This window comes from Evansella tamaricis, from assembly GCF_019042215.1.
GTDB lineage: Bacteria > Bacillota > Bacilli > Bacillales > Salisediminibacteriaceae > Evansella > Evansella tamaricis.
Genome location: NZ_JAHQCS010000016.1, coordinates 1 through 16,795 on the forward strand (window position 1 = coordinate 1; position 16,795 = coordinate 16,795).

At 41.6% G+C, this 16,795-nt stretch carries 19 protein-coding genes; 16 read left to right on the forward strand and 3 right to left on the reverse strand.

The genetic code is table 11. From position 1 onward, the window contains the following. Positions 1-824: 824 nt before the first annotated feature. Positions 825-1,763 (reverse strand): nuclease-related domain-containing protein, encoded by a 939-nt coding sequence (locus tag KS419_RS00835; RefSeq protein WP_217064202.1) that lies wholly within the window; start codon positions 1,761-1,763, stop codon positions 825-827. A 375-nt stretch (positions 1,764-2,138) separates the two neighbouring features. Here KS419_RS00835 and KS419_RS00840 point away from each other — a divergent pair, with 375 nt between their 5' ends. From KS419_RS00840 to KS419_RS00845, 3 genes are all read left to right on the forward strand, one after another. Further along, a complete protein-coding gene (locus KS419_RS00840) occupies positions 2,139-3,005 on the forward strand; it encodes a permease (RefSeq protein ID WP_217064203.1) in 867 nt (288 codons plus the stop codon). Between the two features lie 83 nt (positions 3,006-3,088). Beyond that, entirely contained in the window at positions 3,089-3,211 is a 123-nt protein-coding gene (locus KS419_RS25105; RefSeq protein WP_281419749.1) for a hypothetical protein, read from the forward strand. A gap of 87 nt (positions 3,212-3,298) precedes the next feature. Beyond that, positions 3,299-3,478 (forward strand): H-type small acid-soluble spore protein, encoded by a 180-nt coding sequence (locus KS419_RS00845; protein ID WP_217064204.1) that lies wholly within the window; start codon positions 3,299-3,301, stop codon positions 3,476-3,478. A 179-nt stretch (positions 3,479-3,657) separates the two neighbouring features. Here KS419_RS00845 and KS419_RS00850 read toward each other — a convergent pair whose 3' ends face one another. Next, positions 3,658-3,960, reverse strand: coding sequence for a hypothetical protein (locus KS419_RS00850; protein WP_217064205.1), 303 nt, complete (start codon positions 3,958-3,960; stop codon positions 3,658-3,660). Between the two features lie 216 nt (positions 3,961-4,176). Here KS419_RS00850 and KS419_RS00855 point away from each other — a divergent pair, with 216 nt between their 5' ends. Beyond that, positions 4,177-4,416, forward strand: coding sequence for a hypothetical protein (locus tag KS419_RS00855; protein ID WP_217064206.1), 240 nt, complete (start codon positions 4,177-4,179; stop codon positions 4,414-4,416). A gap of 97 nt (positions 4,417-4,513) precedes the next feature. Here KS419_RS00855 and KS419_RS00860 read toward each other — a convergent pair whose 3' ends face one another. Beyond that, positions 4,514-5,263, reverse strand: coding sequence for a hypothetical protein (locus tag KS419_RS00860; protein WP_217064207.1), 750 nt, complete (start codon positions 5,261-5,263; stop codon positions 4,514-4,516). Between the two features lie 267 nt (positions 5,264-5,530). Between KS419_RS00860 and KS419_RS00865 the strand changes: the two genes are divergently transcribed. The 12 genes from KS419_RS00865 (at position 5,531) to KS419_RS00920 (ending at position 16,605) form a co-directional block, all read left to right on the forward strand. After that, positions 5,531-6,313 (forward strand): AAA family ATPase, encoded by a 783-nt coding sequence (locus KS419_RS00865; RefSeq protein ID WP_217064208.1) that lies wholly within the window; start codon positions 5,531-5,533, stop codon positions 6,311-6,313. 570 nt (positions 6,314-6,883) lie between these two features. Then, positions 6,884-7,255 carry an NADH-quinone oxidoreductase subunit A gene (locus KS419_RS00870; RefSeq protein WP_217064209.1) on the forward strand — a complete coding sequence of 124 codons (372 nt, stop codon included), beginning with the start codon at positions 6,884-6,886 and terminating at the stop codon, positions 7,253-7,255. A gap of 38 nt (positions 7,256-7,293) precedes the next feature. Continuing rightward, complete coding sequence (locus KS419_RS00875) at positions 7,294-7,773, forward strand: NuoB/complex I 20 kDa subunit family protein (protein ID WP_380086720.1); 480 nt, start codon at positions 7,294-7,296, stop codon at positions 7,771-7,773. After that, the gene (locus KS419_RS00880) at positions 7,770-8,336 is read left to right on the forward strand and encodes an NADH-quinone oxidoreductase subunit C (protein ID WP_217064211.1); all 567 of its coding nucleotides are present in this window, start codon (positions 7,770-7,772) and stop codon (positions 8,334-8,336) included. Before KS419_RS00875 ends, KS419_RS00880 begins: the two co-directional genes overlap by 4 nt. A gap of 16 nt (positions 8,337-8,352) precedes the next feature. Continuing rightward, positions 8,353-9,465 carry an NADH-quinone oxidoreductase subunit D gene (locus KS419_RS00885; protein WP_217064212.1) on the forward strand — a complete coding sequence of 371 codons (1,113 nt, stop codon included), beginning with the start codon at positions 8,353-8,355 and terminating at the stop codon, positions 9,463-9,465. After that, entirely contained in the window at positions 9,465-10,427 is a 963-nt protein-coding gene (nuoH, locus tag KS419_RS00890) for an NADH-quinone oxidoreductase subunit NuoH (protein WP_380086696.1), read from the forward strand. The genes KS419_RS00885 and nuoH overlap by 1 nt, the downstream gene beginning before the upstream one ends. A 4-nt stretch (positions 10,428-10,431) precedes the next feature. Continuing rightward, positions 10,432-10,887 (forward strand): NuoI/complex I 23 kDa subunit family protein, encoded by a 456-nt coding sequence (locus tag KS419_RS00895; RefSeq protein WP_217064213.1) that lies wholly within the window; start codon positions 10,432-10,434, stop codon positions 10,885-10,887. Then, positions 10,884-11,390 (forward strand): NADH-quinone oxidoreductase subunit J family protein, encoded by a 507-nt coding sequence (locus KS419_RS00900; protein WP_343215007.1) that lies wholly within the window; start codon positions 10,884-10,886, stop codon positions 11,388-11,390. The genes KS419_RS00895 and KS419_RS00900 overlap by 4 nt, the downstream gene beginning before the upstream one ends. A 1-nt stretch (position 11,391) precedes the next feature. Beyond that, complete coding sequence (gene nuoK / locus KS419_RS00905) at positions 11,392-11,700, forward strand: NADH-quinone oxidoreductase subunit NuoK (protein ID WP_217064214.1); 309 nt, start codon at positions 11,392-11,394, stop codon at positions 11,698-11,700. Positions 11,701-11,760: 60 nt separating this feature from the next. Continuing rightward, positions 11,761-13,623 (forward strand): NADH-quinone oxidoreductase subunit L, encoded by a 1,863-nt coding sequence (gene nuoL, locus KS419_RS00910; protein WP_217064215.1) that lies wholly within the window; start codon positions 11,761-11,763, stop codon positions 13,621-13,623. Next, entirely contained in the window at positions 13,620-15,146 is a 1,527-nt protein-coding gene (locus KS419_RS00915; protein ID WP_217064216.1) for a complex I subunit 4 family protein, read from the forward strand. The genes nuoL and KS419_RS00915 overlap by 4 nt, the downstream gene beginning before the upstream one ends. Positions 15,147-15,150: 4 nt before the next feature. Then, entirely contained in the window at positions 15,151-16,605 is a 1,455-nt protein-coding gene (locus tag KS419_RS00920) for an NADH-quinone oxidoreductase subunit N (RefSeq protein ID WP_246593579.1), read from the forward strand. Positions 16,606-16,795 lie beyond the last annotated feature (190 nt).

The following is a 16,795-nucleotide window of genomic DNA, read 5'->3' on the forward strand; positions in this document are numbered from 1 at the left end:
CTAATGTCGCATCCTCAAGGAGGAAGCGACAAAAGAGATGCCGCTCCCCTATCTAATGTCGCATCCTTAGGGGAGGAAGCGACAAAAGAGATGCCGCTCCCCTAGCAAATGTCGCATCCTTAAGGGAGGAAACGACAAAAGGGATGGCATGTCGCAATCTAATGTCGCATCCTAAGGGAGGAAGCGACAAAAGAGAGGTTGAGTACCGACCTAATGTCGCATCCTAAAGGAGGAAGCGACAAAAGAGATGCCGCTCCCCTATCTAATGTCGCATCCTTAGGGGAGGAAGCGACAAAAGAGAGGTTGAGTACCGACCAAATGTCGCATCCTTAGGGGAGGAAGCGACAAAAGAGAGGTTGAGTACCGACCAAATGTCGCATCCTCAAGGAGGAAGTGACAAAAGAGATGCCGCTCCCCTCCCTAATGTCGCAACCTGGAGGAGGAAGTGACAAAAGAGATGCCGCTCCCCTCCCTAATGTCGCAACCTGGAGGAGGAAGCGACAAAAGAGATGCCGCTCCCCTATCTAATGTCGCATCCTAAAGGGAGGAAGCGACAAAAGGGATGCCGCTCCCCTCCCTAATGTCGCATCCTGAAGGAGGAAGCGACAAAAGAGCAACAGATCCCCTCCCTAATGTCGCATCCTCAAGGAGGAAGCGACAAAAGAGCAGCAGATCTCCAACCTAATGTCGCATCCTAAGGGAGGAATCGACAATAGAAACGTCAGACCCTATCAAAAGTCCATACTCAATCAGATGTAAAATAAATAATGTACGTAAAAATGAAGTTAAAGCCAACAACTAACTGTAATATACCAAAAACCCACTTAGAACAAATAACATGCAGTATATCCGTATCCTACACGTTTAAGTTTCTCCCCCAACAACCTACTAATTCTCCTTTTACAATTAATAACCTTACACCATTGATAAACTCTATCAGTGGTCAACTCTTCATCAGGAAATAGTAACACCAATTCTTCAATTGCCCTTAAGATACAACTCTTAACTTCCTCATTATGTCCACATCTATGACAAACTATAGATCTACAACTCTCGACCGGTGGCGCCAAAAATGACTTACAGTTTTCACATAACAACCCCTTCTTCAAGCCCTCAAAATCATACCCCGGCAAATTGGAATAAGGTGATTTATCCATATGAACAGTACAAATATAATTTGCAAGTTTAATCTGATTCTGAGTAGGCTTGGCGGGCCCAGGATCATTCATTTTCATGTTTTCAAAAAATGATTTTATTTGAGTTGGCAATAAAAGTGGTAGTCCTTGAGGAGTGTTATACAAGGTGAATTCTTGATTTACAAAAACTAATTTTGATACTATTGGGAAAGATGTTCCTGAATTTTGAAGAATTTGGCGAAAAGAGGTTTCACAACGTTTTTGCTGTGTAAGGGGGTTCGTGGTCCATTCTTTACTATCGCTGCACCTATACCAGCGGTCATCAAGCAAATGATGCTCACCATAGTTGTTTTTAGCATCAAGAACAAATGCAGTTCTTGGAGTAATGAGTAAACTATCAATTTGAAAGTAAGACTCAGTACTGTTTTTTAACCACAAATCATTCAATACAAGCCAGTGATCGGGACAATTGTCATACCATTGATCCAGCCTGACTTCGCCTTCATAACCCGAATTAAGTCTGTACAAATGCCGCTTCTGACTTTGACTAAATTCCATTCGATAACTTAAATACTCCATCATAATCAATTCCAATGGTTTACTGCGTGGTTTAATAATTGTAACCATAGCCCACTTCCTTTGCGAAAAATAAGGTGAAAGTAATTACATAATACATAATCCACAACGAAATGACACTTATTTTAGAAATTATTAACTAAATGGACAAAATGGTACAAAAATCACACACAGAAATTAAATCAAAAAAAATTGATTTAACCTATTGCATTTCCGCAAATTAGGATGTATGATGTAATTAATCAAAAATATTTGATTAAAGAAACATTAACATTAAAAGAAACATCAACAACAGATCACTTTAGCGCGAGCGACCAGATTACCCAGCACGATCAATACATCAAAATATTTTGATTAATAAAAAACAAACTAACAAAAACAAACTAATAATAACAAACTAACAAAAATCCAAAGGTGGAGATCAAAATGATTATCGAAACAATCAACAGCTTTTTCGCAATTATCCTAAAACTAACCATTCTTTTTATTGGAGTGTCATTCCTCTTAAACCTAGTTCAATCCTACATACCGTACAGCAAAGTGGAAAAACTGCTCCAAAAATCAAACCCAATCGTAGCAGGATTCATCGCACTACTATTTGCCTTCATTACACCATTCTGCTCCTGCTCAACCATACCAGTAATCGTAAACCTTCTGAAAAATCAAGTGCGGTTCGGAGTAGTAATGGTGTTTTTATTCGCGTCACCAGTACTCGACCCAACCATCCTCACCATCATGACCGTCATCATGGGATGGAAAGTAACAATCATATATATCGTCATAACAGCAACCCTTTCCTTAACAATTGGACTACTCCTTGAAAAATTCGGATTCGAACGCTCCGTTAAACAAGTCGTCATGACCGGATACGAACAGCAGACAAAACGTTTTTCATGGAAAGCCGCTTGGCAAGAAACATGGACACTGATGAAAAGCGTCTACCCATACTTAATGATCGGAGCAGCAATCGGAGCCATCATCAATGGCCTAGTACCAGCAGAATTCATCAGCGCACATTTCGGCGGAGATGCTTGGTGGCTCATCCCAATTGCCGCAATCATAGGGATCCCATTATACATCCGGCTATCCAGCATGATCCCGATCTCCCAAATCCTGATCATGAACGGCATGGCCCTAGGCCCAGTCATGGCAATGATGATAAGCTCAGCAGGAGCAAGCCTCCCAGAACTTGTCCTGCTCAAATCCATCTTTCGGAAACAGCTCATCATCGCCTTCGTCCTATCCGTCCTGTCCATGTCTACGATCTCAGGCTTTATCTTCTACTTCGTCTAGGAAAAAATAGTAACTGTCAGGGACCAAGTTAGTAGAGGGATTTTGTTAAATGGTTAACTACACTTCGAAAGGAGGTGAATGGGATGTTGAAAAAATGGTTAAGTGGAATCAAAAAGGAACAAGACAAAAAGAACGACTCCTGTTGTAATGTACAAATCAAAGAGGTAGAAAAAGGGGAAGACTGCTGTTCCACCGAAAAAAAATAATCGTGAAACTTATTCAAAAGTATAAATATAATGATATTTGTAAATAGTATACCTGTTACATTCTTAGGAAGAGGGAGGTATGCTAGAATGGATGCAAAAAGAGCACAGGAAATTTCGTCCCAGAAAGAGATGGCCACAGTGACACATAATGGAAAAGAAGTATACATTGAACACGTGGATCAAACCATTGGAACAGCAACAATTCATCCGTTAGATGAACCGGATAAGAAACAGAGCGTTTCTGTAACAGCCCTCCAGGAACAATAAGGGAGCAAGAGTAACCAATTTTTCCACACTGTAAGCTAGCATAAAATAAACAAATATAATTTTTCAGGCCATCCCAAATTGGGGTGGTTTTATTTATAGATAATGTATATGTTTATGCACCTTCGGCCAAGTTGTCTAGCTCCAGAGCTTTTCTTAGTTAAAAAGTTTTCCTGTATGAGTTATGTTGGGCTCATGTAGGAAAGATAAGCAAGGATGATAAGAATCATTGGGAGAATAATCGATAGTATGCAGAAGATGATACCTCCGATAGCCAAGTATTTGCCCCCTTGATTTGAGCCCCTTATTTCTAATAGACTCACTCCGCCAATTAGGAGACCGATGACGGCAACAGGGAGTCCGATTAGTGCTATCAATGACAAAAGGATGGAGAGTAACCCAAGAATGAAAGAGATGACCGCTTTCCGGTTGATCTCTCCACTCGCAGTTCTATTTATTCTTCTGTGATTAGTTACGGTGGACAATTACATCACCTCGGAGTTTTAAAGTGGTTAATCCATATATTCTTATACTTGTCCTCTCATTTAAGTATAGTAAAAGGCATGAGAAGTATGCCCCTAACTCTTATACGATTTACAAAAGGAAGCGGACTGCAGTGAAAGAATATTGCTGTACAGGAAATGAAATGGTGAGGTAGACTGGAGAGGAGAGGGACGAATCGTTTAGGGGAAGTGGAAAAAATGAATCAAGATAAAATAATTAAAACAGGCTCCTTGTTATTTGGTATTGGATTTAGCATTTATTCTATTTTTAACCCCAGTTTTCTGTATATCGCTTTTGCAATAACGTTCATCTTCTATGCAGACCTAGGGGAAAATTCCAGTAACTTGTATCGACTAGTAGTAAAAATAGCTTATCTTTTCCTGATTGCTATAATAGGTTATAGGTTCATTACCTGGATTATTACGACGTTTTTATAATATTCTCCCCCATTTTCTAGAGATACCTATGGAAGTATTGAAAAAAGTCTGGTTTTCCCCTTGAAGTAGGGGGATACCAGACTTTCCAGACTTTTCTCTACAGTTTTTCCTCATCTAGATGAAGTTCCACTTCCCTTTGGAAGTCACGGATTTCCGCATCACTAAATAAGTTGTCCGTGGCTTCTCCGATCTTTACGAGCTGATGGGCCCCAAGAGAATACTCATGATTGCCGTCTTTAGTCAATTCTTCAAACCTGCTTAAAAACTCATCCTGATTGCTTATGTTACCAAATTGGTCTTCCACTTCTCTGACAGCATTGTAATGGGATTCCATCGACTTGTAAAATTGATCACGTACAAAAGAGACTTCCTCGGTGGAAAACTGAATCCCGTTAATGGATTCCATCTGGAGGGTTACAGCAGTAATAAATCTTTCGTGCATTACATCCACATCTGTTTGAATATACACAGCATATGCTAATTCTTCGAGATAACTGGACCAACTATTGTTTGCATGTTCAAACATGGCTTCAAATAAGAGCAATAAATCATGTTCCAGTTCTTCCTGGGAAGATACCACTTCCACACCAACATTAGCAAGGATATCACTTAGTCCGTTTTCTTCTGTAGTTTCTTCGTCTCCGTTTTCATCCATGGCTACATCACTACTATCCTCTGATGCCGTGTCTGGTTCTTCTGATTCCTCCGATTCCGTATCCGATTCTTCTATACCAGTCTCTTCCCCTTCATCTAATAAGTCTACAATTCCTTCGATGGCATCCATACATCCTGAGAGTAACAGCAGGAGAAAGATGGAGCTAAAAAATATGGTAATCTTTTTAATCACATTTTCCCTTCCTTTCTGGCCAATCCATTAAATTACTCGTTTTTCACACTACTACCGTAGTTTACAGTTACTGTCTAGATTGGAATAGTATTAAATTTATAAAATTCAAAAAATGAGAGATAAGTTTTAGAATAAAAGGGGACACTTTGTCGAATGATGTGGAGCTTTGGGGGAGGAACGGCAGATAACAGTTGCCTGGCACATGCCGTTTCGTTTTGATGTATACTTTACGGTAGTTATGATGGTTGATATAGGGGGGAGAGGCAAGTGTATCATTTAAAATCGGTGACGTTACGGTCAGAAATCATAGAGGAAGCGTATCCATTTAACCTACCACTGATAAAGAATTTTAAGGGGTTCAATCTGAGGAAGCCGATTACGATCTTAGTAGGGGAAAATGGAAGTGGAAAATCAACCTTGTTAGAAGCATTGGCAATGAATATAGGCAGTATATTAATCGGCGGAGAACATCTTGATGATGATGCTGATCTTAAGCCTGCTGGGGATCTCGGGAAAAAGTTGAAGTTATCATGGCGTATTAAGACGAGAACTGGATTTTTCCTAAGGGCGGATGATTTCCTGAACTACACGAAGCGTTTGGCGGAGATTAAGCGGGAATCACAGGAGAAAATCAAAGAGATCAAGTCCCGGGACAAGTTTAGTCTCGAAGTGTTGCCGTATGCTAGTACTCTGTATGATTTGAAGAATCTTTACGGAGATGGTCTTGAGTTCCGGTCACATGGGGAAAGTTTCCTGGATTTGTTTCAGTCCCGGTTTCGCCCAAATGGGTTATACCTATTAGATGAGCCGGAAGCACCCCTTTCCCCGTTAAAGCAACTGTCATTAATTTCGATGCTCATGGAAATGGTTAAGGAGAACTCCCAATTTATCATCGCTACTCATTCTCCGATTTTGATGGCACTTCCTGATGCAGAAATCTTTTGTTTGGATAATGGGGAGATGAAACTGGTTGATTATCAGGAAGTGGAACATGTCCGGTTAACGAAATCCTTTTTGGAGGATCCAGAGCGGTATTTACGCCACTTATAGTGAAATTTCTTGTGGAAGTGGGGGAAGGGAATCGAAACGAAACGACTAGTGTAAATGTTAACGAAAGAGGGGATTCTGGTGCACATTCCGAGAAGCGGGATCAGGCATCTGTTATGGTCACCCACAAAAAACTGTTACATAGAAAAGGGAGTGAATAATCTACTAAGGAAAGTTATAAGTATAAAGAGAGGACAACGATAACATAAACGGTAATTATATATGAAATTTCTAACTGCCAACACAGCAGGTGGTATATTTTACCAACAACATAAAACAGAGTCTTTTTATCACCATAACACCCGAAAAATTAAAATAAATAATATTTATATTAATTAATAATAATTATAAATAAATCAAATATACATTTAACTATAAAACCCCACTAAATCAACTTTAATTCACAATAAAAAATGACTACCCTACACTAAACACTATATGTATAGTTTTTAACATAGTAATCAGAGAATTTAGAATAATATAGAATTAATGTCACCACTTTGTTATAATTTGACTTGAGTTACGTTTTCACAAAGCTTCACCAGTTTAATTAATATGGAGGGGAGTGAACATATGGAGCTGGGAGTTTATTTTACCAACTATATTTATGTAATCGTATTTATGCTTTTAGGGGTTGCACTTCCAGTCGGGGCGCTCACGTTTGGCCGTTTGCTCAGGCCGAATAATCCGTACGATCGAAAACTTTCAACCTATGAAAGTGGGATCGAACCGGAGGGAGATGCTCAAGTAAGGTTTCACGTGGCGTACTACATAGTTGCGCTTGAATTCGTCATTTTTGACGTTGAAACCGTTTTCTTATACCCGTGGGCCATGGCTCTAGGCGAGCTGGGCTGGGTAGGTCTTAACGGAGGATTGATATTTATTGCTATCCTTGGGTTAGGACTTGCATATTCTTGGAAAAAGAAGGTGCTAGAATGGAACTAAAAGGTTTTCAAGAATCGGAACAGTATGATCCTCGCGTCATGCAGGACATCAACAGAAGTGTCTTTTTTACAAAAGTAGAACAATTAAAGGCGTGGTCCAGAACAAGATCCCTATGGCCACTGACATTTGGTCTTGCCTGTTGCGCCATCGAAATGATGGGTACTGGGGCAGCACGTTACGACTTTGACCGGTTTGGTGTCATATTCCGTGCATCTCCACGTCATTCAGATGTCATGATCGTTGCAGGGACAGTGACTGCAAAAATGGCACCAGTTTTAAGAACTCTATATGATCAAATGCCGGAACCAAAATGGGTGATTTCCATGGGATCCTGTGCAACCTGCGGTGGACCATACAAAGAAGCTTACAGCGTGTTAAATGGTGTAGACAAAATTGTACCAGTTGACGTGTATGTTCCAGGGTGCCCTCCAACGCCACCTGCCTTACTTGATGGTGTAGATTTGCTTCGAGAAAAGATTCGTAAAGAAGCAAAAGGAGAGAAGGTGACGGATCAATGAGCCAAGAAGTGTTAGATTTGGTCGTGGAAAAAGTTCATGGTTTCCTTGGGGAAGAGGTTCTTGCCTTTGAAGAACCGGAGCCGCCGGCAGAAGAACCGGAGGAAGAAGAAAAGCCTGCAAGAAGAAAGAAGCCAGAGCCAAAGGTGGAAAAACCTGCGGATCTTAACTTTGGCAGACCAATGATTATTCTCGACAGTAAAAAGTGGACGTTAGAACTTGCAAAAATGTTCCGCGATGATGAAGAGTTACAATTTGATTTCCTTTCCTGTGTTACAGGTGTTGACTATGAAGAACATATGGAAGTGATCTATAACTTTTATTCTACGACGAAGGACCACTACTTATATGTGAAAGTCAAAACACCTCGTGATAATCCTTCCGTTGTTTCTGTGGAACCACTATGGAAAGCAGCGGATTATATGGAACGGGAAACGTATGACTTATTTGGAATTGATTTTCCTGGACACTGGAATTTGCGAAGAATTCTCCTTCAGGATGACTGGGAAGGTCACCCACTAAGGAAGGATTACATTACTGACAAGAAAGCGCTAGGTTTGGACTAAAGGGGGTGCTACTTGAATGTCGATTAAAACGGAAGAAATGGTCTTAAATATGGGTCCGCAACATCCCAGTACACACGGTGTATTCCGATTAAAACTCCATGTGAATGGGGAAACAATCACAAAGGCTGAACCTGTAATGGGATACTTGCATCGAGGATCTGAAAAACTAGCAGAGAACTTCATTTATACACAGTTTATACCATATACAGATAGACTGGATTACTTAAATGCCATGACCAATAACTACATTTATTGTGCAGGGGTGGAAAAGTTACTAGATTGGGAGATTCCAGAACGTGCCGAGTACCTTCGGGTTATTACGATGGAACTAAACCGAATTGCCAGTCACCTTGTATGGTGGGGAACATACTTATTGGACATCGGTGCATTAAGCCCGTTCCTATACGCTTTCCGTGATCGTGATATATGTTTAGACCGGCTGAATGAAATTAGTGGTGCCAGGATGACATTTAACTACATGCGGATTGGCGGCGTAAAGTGGGATGCACCAGACGGATGGATTGAGAAAGTAAAGGAATCTGTAAAAGAGTTAAGGGAAAATATAGCGGAATATGATCGACTTGTTACAGGTAATGAAATTTTCCGGGCACGTACCATTGGTGTCGGTAAACTCACAAAAGATCAAGTTATCAATTGGGGACTTAGCGGACCAATAGCAAGGGGAAGCGGCGTGAATGTGGACCTTAGAAAAACGGAGCCGTATTCCATTTATGACCGCTTTGATTTTGATGTCCCAACAAGAGAAGAAGGGGACGTATTCGCCCGTTACAAAGTAAGAATTGCCGAAATGCACGAATCTCTTAAAATTATTGAGCAGGCATGTGAACAAATTCCATCAGAAGGGGACATCATTCATAAAAAAGGTGCCAGGATTATGATGATTAAACCTCCTGCAGGGGAAGCGTATACCCGTGCGGAAGCTTCGAAAGGGGAAATTGGTGTTTATGTGGTAAGTAACGCAAAAACCAAACCTTATCGAGTGAAACTTCGCCGCCCTTCCTTTGTAAATGTATCCATATTACAGGATATGCTCGTCGGGGAAAACATACAAAACCTGGTTGCCATCTTCGGTAGTCTCGATGTTGTACTCGGGGAGGTTGATGCATAATGATGGATCTGATTTGGATTATTCTATATGCAGTTATATTATTGGGCGCTCTTTTAGGTGCTGTAACTTATGCCATTCTATTTGAGCGTAAAGTAATAGGATACATGCAAGTCCGTCCAGGTCCAAACAGACATGGACCATGGGGATTATTACAAACAATTGCAGATGTTATGAAACTATTAATGAAAGAGGATATTATTCCAACTGCTGCCGACAAGAAAGTATTTATTTTAGCACCAGTTATTGCGTTTGTACCCTCTTTTGCCATCTTTGCTACCATCGCCTGGAGCGAAAACATTTATGGTGCAGATTTGAACATTGGAGTTTTATATTTCATCGGAATCTCTTCCATCACCACACTTGGGGTTTTAATGGGTGGATGGAGTTCTAATAATAAATATTCCTTACTTGGTGCAATCCGTGGAGTAGCACAAGTAATCAGTTATGAGATTCCACTTGTACTATCCATCATCGGTGTTGTTATCTTAGTAGGTTCTTTAAACTTTAGAGATATTGTATTCTATCAACAGGAAATTGGCATGTGGCTGATTATTCCTCAATTCTTGGCTTTCATTGTATATATGATCTCAGCAATTGCGGAATTGAACCGTTCGCCATTCGATTTGCCTGAGGCGGAATCAGAACTTGTCTCAGGGTATCATACGGAATTCTCAGGATTCCGGTTCGCATTCTTTATGCTGGCCGAGTACGTTTATGCCATTGCTATTTCTGCACTGGCCACAACATTATTCCTCGGTGGCTGGTTAGGACCGGCCTTCTTGCCAGGAATCGTCTGGTTCTTGTTAAAAATGTGTTTATTTATGTTCTTCTGGTTCTGGCTGCGCGCCACATTACCGCGTGCCCGTGTGGACCACTTGATGGGCTTCGGTTGGAAAGTGCTCATCCCGTTAGCATTATTGAACATTGTGATAACGGCGATCATTAAAGTGTGGATGGGGTGATAAAATGTTTCGATTACTAAAAGGATTCGGTATTACACTGAACTATTTCAGGAAGAGGAAAGTGACAATCCAATACCCTGAAGAAAAAGTAGCTATGCCGGAACGTTTTCGTGGTATTCATCGTTTTTTCCCAGACAAGTGTATCGTCTGTGACCTGTGCGTCAAAGTATGCCCCACAGATGTTATCACATTGACTGGTAAAAAGAGCGAAGAAAATCCGAAGAAAAAAATTATTGATACGTATAACATCGATTTTCAAGGCTGTATTCTTTGTGACTTCTGTACAGAGGTTTGTCCTACGGATGCCATCGTTATGACAGCCCGATACGATAACTTGAGTTCTTTCAACCGCTCAACCCATTTCAAGGATATTGAATGGCTCACGAATAACCATGCTTATGGATATTACGAGGAGTCTGAACCGGCACCAGAAGCAGGAAGAAGAGGTGAAGTGAAGTGATCGAACTAAACACTCAACTAGTCTTCTTTCTCATTCTAGCAATCATTGCTATCGCTTGTGCCGTGATGGTGATCATCCTTAAAAAGATCTCCCATCGAGTCCTCTCCATGGCGTTCTGTTTCTTTGCTATCGCAGGACTTTACTTTCTGTTAAGAGCAGAATTTATTGGGATCATTCAGATTATGGTATACGTTGGCGCCCTTTCGATCCTGTTCATCTTCGGTATGATGATGACAGATCACAAATCGGTAGGATTCGGTCCGGAACGGAAGAAAATTCATAAGGTCCTAAGCTTCATCGGTGTGGGAACTCTCCTTGGTTTCATGCTTTATGGAATTTTAGGAATGAATCTCCAGCCGAGCGATGAGCAATTCATAGGATCTGCGGAAGCAATTGGAATTCAAGTTTACGGACATTATGTTATTGCCCTCCAAGCCGCTGGTATTCTTCTATTGGCAGCACTTATTGGAGCGATTGTCCTAGCGCGGAAGGAGGCGGAATAATATGGTCCCTGTTGAGTTATTTTTAGCCCTTGGTGCCATTTTGTTTTGCATCGGACTGTACGGAGTGTTGACAAGAAGACATCTCGTCATCGTCCTTGTCTGTATTGAATTAATGTTGAATTCAGTCAACATCAATTTAATTGCTTTCTCCAGTATCGGGCCATTTGCCAATATTACAGGCCAAGTTTTCACACTGTTCGTCATAACTCTCGCTGCCGCAGAAGCAGCAGTCGGTTTAGCGATATTGATCGCATTATACCGTAACCGAGAATCCATTGACGCTATCAAACAAGACTTGTTGAGATGGTAGGTGACGGAGCTAGACACCAAAACCATCTTACAAGAGATTAATTGAGGAAAAGGTGATGGTATGATACAAAATGCCTGGTTAATCCCGGTTTTTCCGCTTATCGCCTTCATCATCCTGTTATTCTTCGGAAACGCCTTGAAGGAGAAATCCTCCTATGTGGGAATAACAGCTATGGCCCTGTCGTTCATCTTATCAGTAATCGTTTTAGTTGAACGGATTGGTGGAGAAACCTATACATTTACATTGAATTGGATCACATTTGGAGACAGTACGATCACGATGGGTTATGAAGTAACCCCCCTGAACGCTATGATGCTGATTGTCGTGACGGTCGTGAGTTTACTCGTACACATCTTCTCCAGAGAATACATGCACGAAGACAAACGAATTAATGTGTTTTACTCATACTTAGGACTATTTTCATTTTCCATGCTCGGCCTTATTCTCTCGCCGAATATCTTACAGCTATTTATCTTCTGGGAGCTGGTCGGTCTTTGTTCCTTCCTGTTAGTGGGATTCTGGTATTTCAAGCCGGAAGCGGCAGCAGCGGCAAAAAAGGCGTTTTTAACCACTAGAATCGGGGACGTGGGGCTTTTAATAGGTCTTGTACTCCTGTTCAACGCTACTGGAAGCTTCGAATACGGTGCGATCTTCAGCGCAGTGGAAGCAGGACTTGTAAATGACACAATGGTCACTATCATTGCAATATGTATCTTCCTTGGAGCTGTTGGTAAATCAGCACAATTCCCGCTCCATGTCTGGTTACCGGATGCGATGGAAGGTCCAACTCCAGTTTCAGCCTTAATCCATGCTGCAACAATGGTTGCTGCCGGGGTTTACTTAGTTGGAGTGATGTATCCATTATTCTTAGTATCATCGACAGCCATGACGATCGTTGCTTATACAGGAGCAATCACTGCATTTTTCGCAGGGACGATCGCCCTTGTAAACACAGATATAAAACGAATACTAGCTTATTCCACCGTCAGCCAATTAGGATTTATGATGCTAGCATTAGGGACAGGGGGATACGTTGCAGGATTATTCCATCTCACAACGCACGCCTTCTTCAAAGCCCTTCTATTCTTAGGTGCCGGAAGTGTAATCTTTGCATTGCATCACCGTCAGGACATCCGAAAGATGGGTGGATTATGGGGACGTATGAAATGGACTTCCATTACCTTCTTAATTGGGGCGCTTGCCATTGCAGGGGTACCGCCGTTAGCAGGATTCTGGAGTAAAGAAGTCATTTTAGCAGCGGTTTGGTCAAATGGGGATATGTTCCTCTTCATCCTTGCTGTGATTACTGCTCTGATGACAGCGTTTTATATGTTCCGTCTCTTCTTCAAAGCCTTTACGGGAGAATTTAGAGGAGATCATGAACCACATGGGGAGAACTCCAAACTCATGACGGTTCCACTTGCTGTACTGGCATTTTTGGCAATTGTTGCTGGATTTGTGAATACACCATTTGGATTTTATTTGGAAGACTTCTTGTTGCAGGGCCTCAATGTGGGATATCAAGCTCACGGGGAAATGTGGTTAGTGGGACTTTCCATCGGTATTGCTGTTGTTGGGATTGGGCTTGCGTACTTAATGTACGGGAAAAAAGTTATCTCTTCCGAAGCAATCCGTTCCAAAGTACCTGCTGTACACAAACTTTTACTTAATAAATACTACATGGATGAATTATACCAAAAGGTATTTGTTCAACCGACTGTCGCTATTGGAAAATTCTTCTGGGAAGTGGACAAAGGCGTCGTAGATGGAATCGTCAACTTCGTGGGTCGGGCAACGCGTTTATCTGGCCGTACCTTCGCGAAACGCCATGATGGCCAGTTGCAGACTTATGGACTTGTAACACTTATCGGAGGAATTGCCGTAATCGCAGTAGCCTTCGTGCTAAGGGGGTATTTCGGATGATCGCAAACATACTCACATTGCTCGTCTTCTTACCATTAGCCGGAGCGCTGTTGATCTTCACTATTCCAAATGAAAATAAAAATGTCATCCGTTCAATAGCAACGGCAACGTCACTTGTTGCATTGCTTATATCCCTCATCGTTTGGGCTAATTTTGACCGTGGGGCATCTGGACTGCAATTTGCCCAACTAGTTCAGTGGATTGACATTGGCTTTTTACAACTTAACTATGAAATAGGTATTGATGGGTTATCGATGCCACTTCTAGTTTTAACAACTGTTGTAACAGCACTTGCGATTTTCGCTTCTTTCTCCATTGAAAATCGGGTGAAAGAATTCTATATCTGGACGATGGTTCTACTAACTGGTATGCTTGGTGTCTTTGTGGCACTTGACATGTTCCTATTCTTCCTATTCTTTGAATTAACCCTCATTCCAATGTTCTTTATCATTGGTATCTGGGGAGGAAAGGAAAAGGTGTATGCTTCCTTTAAGTTCTTAGTATATACCGGCTTAGGTAGTGCCGTGATGTTCATCACGTTTATCGTAATGTTTTTCAAAGGGGCTCAGGCAAGTGGAGAAGCGACCTTTAGTATGATTCAGCTTGCTGAAGTTTTCGCAAATCCTGCAAATCCTGAAGTACTTACTTCTGGTGTCCGTGCTGCCCTGTTCTTAGCACTATTCGTGGCCTTTGCTGTAAAATTACCGGTCTTTCCATTCCATACGTGGTTGCCTAACGCTCACGTGGAGGCGCCAACAGCAGCAAGTATGATCCTTGCCGGTGTTCTCTTAAAAATGGGTGGTTACGGATTAATCCGTATCGGTGTGGGTATTTTCCCGGATCAGGCAACACGATTCGCCTTATTAATCGCCATTCTCGGGGTGGTAAACATCATCTATGGTGCATTACTTGCCCTTGTTCAAACCGATTTAAAACGACTTGTGGCCTTTTCAAGTATCAGTCACATGGGAATCGTGCTCGTTGGAATTGCATCTTTCACTGCATCGGGAATGCAAGGAGCTATCTTCCAACTCGTCTCCCATGGTTTTATTTCCGCCCTTCTCTTCTTCATGGTCGGAGCGATTTATGAACGTACAAAAACAAGAACGATTTCCGAGCTTGGTGGGCTTTCCAAATCCGTTCCAGTTCTAGCTGGTTTTACATTAGCAGCAGCAATGGCTTCTGTGGGACTTCCTGGATTATCAGGATTTGTCAGTGAATTACTTGCTTTCATCGGTGTCTTTGGAGCATCTGCTGAAATCCTTCCTGCCGCAAAAACCATTGGTGTTATTGCAGGAATTGGTATTATTCTTACAGCAGCTTACCTCTTGTGGGCAATGCAACGAACCACGTTCGGACCGATGGATGAAAAATACAGCGGGCTGCCGGACGCCCGTCCATTGGAATACATTCCAATGATCGGTCTATTAGGATTCAGCATTCTCATCGGGGTATACCCGAATATCCTAAGCGACGTCATTAACATTACAGTACTCGACATCTTGTCGAAGATAGGGGGTTAAAGACATGCTGTCAGCTTTTGATGCCAACTGGTCTTTAATGACTCCGGAAATCGTATTATTATGCTTGGCACTTTTGATTTTCACAATCGATTTTATGACTGGGATAAAGGGAAGTAAGCCATTCCTTGGCCGATTAAGCATTATATCATTATTGATTACGGCTATCCTTGTTGTTTTAACAAACAATGTCAGTGGTAACATCGCCCAAGTATTCATCGTCGATAAATTTGCGATGATTTTCAAACTAATCATTTTAGTTGGTGTGGCATTTGTAATTACCATTAGTATGCACTACTTAGAGAAAAATAGTGATGTGTATCAAGGGGAATTTTATTCCTTATTACTCTTTGCCACATTAGGAGCCATGATTATGGTTTCCTCTGCAGACTTGATTACATTATTTGTTGGTCTGGAATTACTCAGTATTTCATCCTACTGTCTTGCTGGATTTAAAAAGCGGAACAAAAAATCCACAGAGGCAGCGATCAAGTACGTTATCCTCGGTGGGGTGGCATCCGCCTTTATCCTGTATGGAATGTCATTCCTTTATGGTCTCACTGGAACGACAGGTATTCTAGAAATCGGACGGGATCTCGGTGCTCTATATGACCAATATCCTTTTATCATCATGATGAGCCTCTTGTTTATGCTCGTCGGTTTCGGATTTAAGATTTCCATTGTTCCATTCCATATGTGGGCACCTGACGTGTACGAAGGTTCACCTACACCAGTGACTGCCTTCTTGTCAGTAGTATCTAAACTGGCTGCATTCGGCCTAGTATTACGTATGTTTATCATTGCCTTCGGAAGTATTTTTGATGAATGGAGCTTCCTACTGGCGATTTTCGCAGCATTAACGATGATTATCGGAAACTTCATTGCCCTTACACAGAAAAATGTGAAACGACTGATGGCGTACTCTGGTATAGCGCAAGCAGGTTACTTAGTAGTACCCCTTGCTACGACACTTACTCCAGACATCACCATGAGTATCATCGCATTTTACGGTATTGCCTATGTGATGATGACATTAGGGGCATTTGCCGTAATCACCCTCGTAACAGAGAGTGCCGGCAAAGAAGATATCTCAAGTTTCAATGGCCTGTATTACCGTTCACCGTTTATGGCGATCGCCATGACCGTCTTCTTAGTATCCTTGGCTGGTCTGCCGATTACTGCCGGGTTCTTCGGTAAAGTGTACATCTTTATCGGTGCCGTAACGGGAGGAATGATCTGGCTTGCAGTCATTATGATTGCCACTAGTATCGTAAGTTTCTTCTATTACTTCGGTATCATTAAACAAATGTACATGAATGAACCGAACGAGAATGATGAAGTATTAAATCCGCCACTTAGCCTGTCAGTGATGGTCACAGTAGCGGTTACCGTAACACTTTTCTTGGGATTCTTCCCAGGATTAGTAACAAAATACTTTAACAGTTTCCACTGGTTCTTCTAAAGATTCCATTCCATCTGGAAAACGGAGTATATGTGAGTGAAGGAAAGCTAATTGTCCATAATGGATAATTGGTTAGCCTTCACTTTTTTTATTAAGGCTATGTTAAAGGCTAATGTTGATTTTTTAATAGGATGATTTTTAGCGAAATTTACGACTACTGTCTCTTCCTCTGCGAGCAAATGCTCCGAGG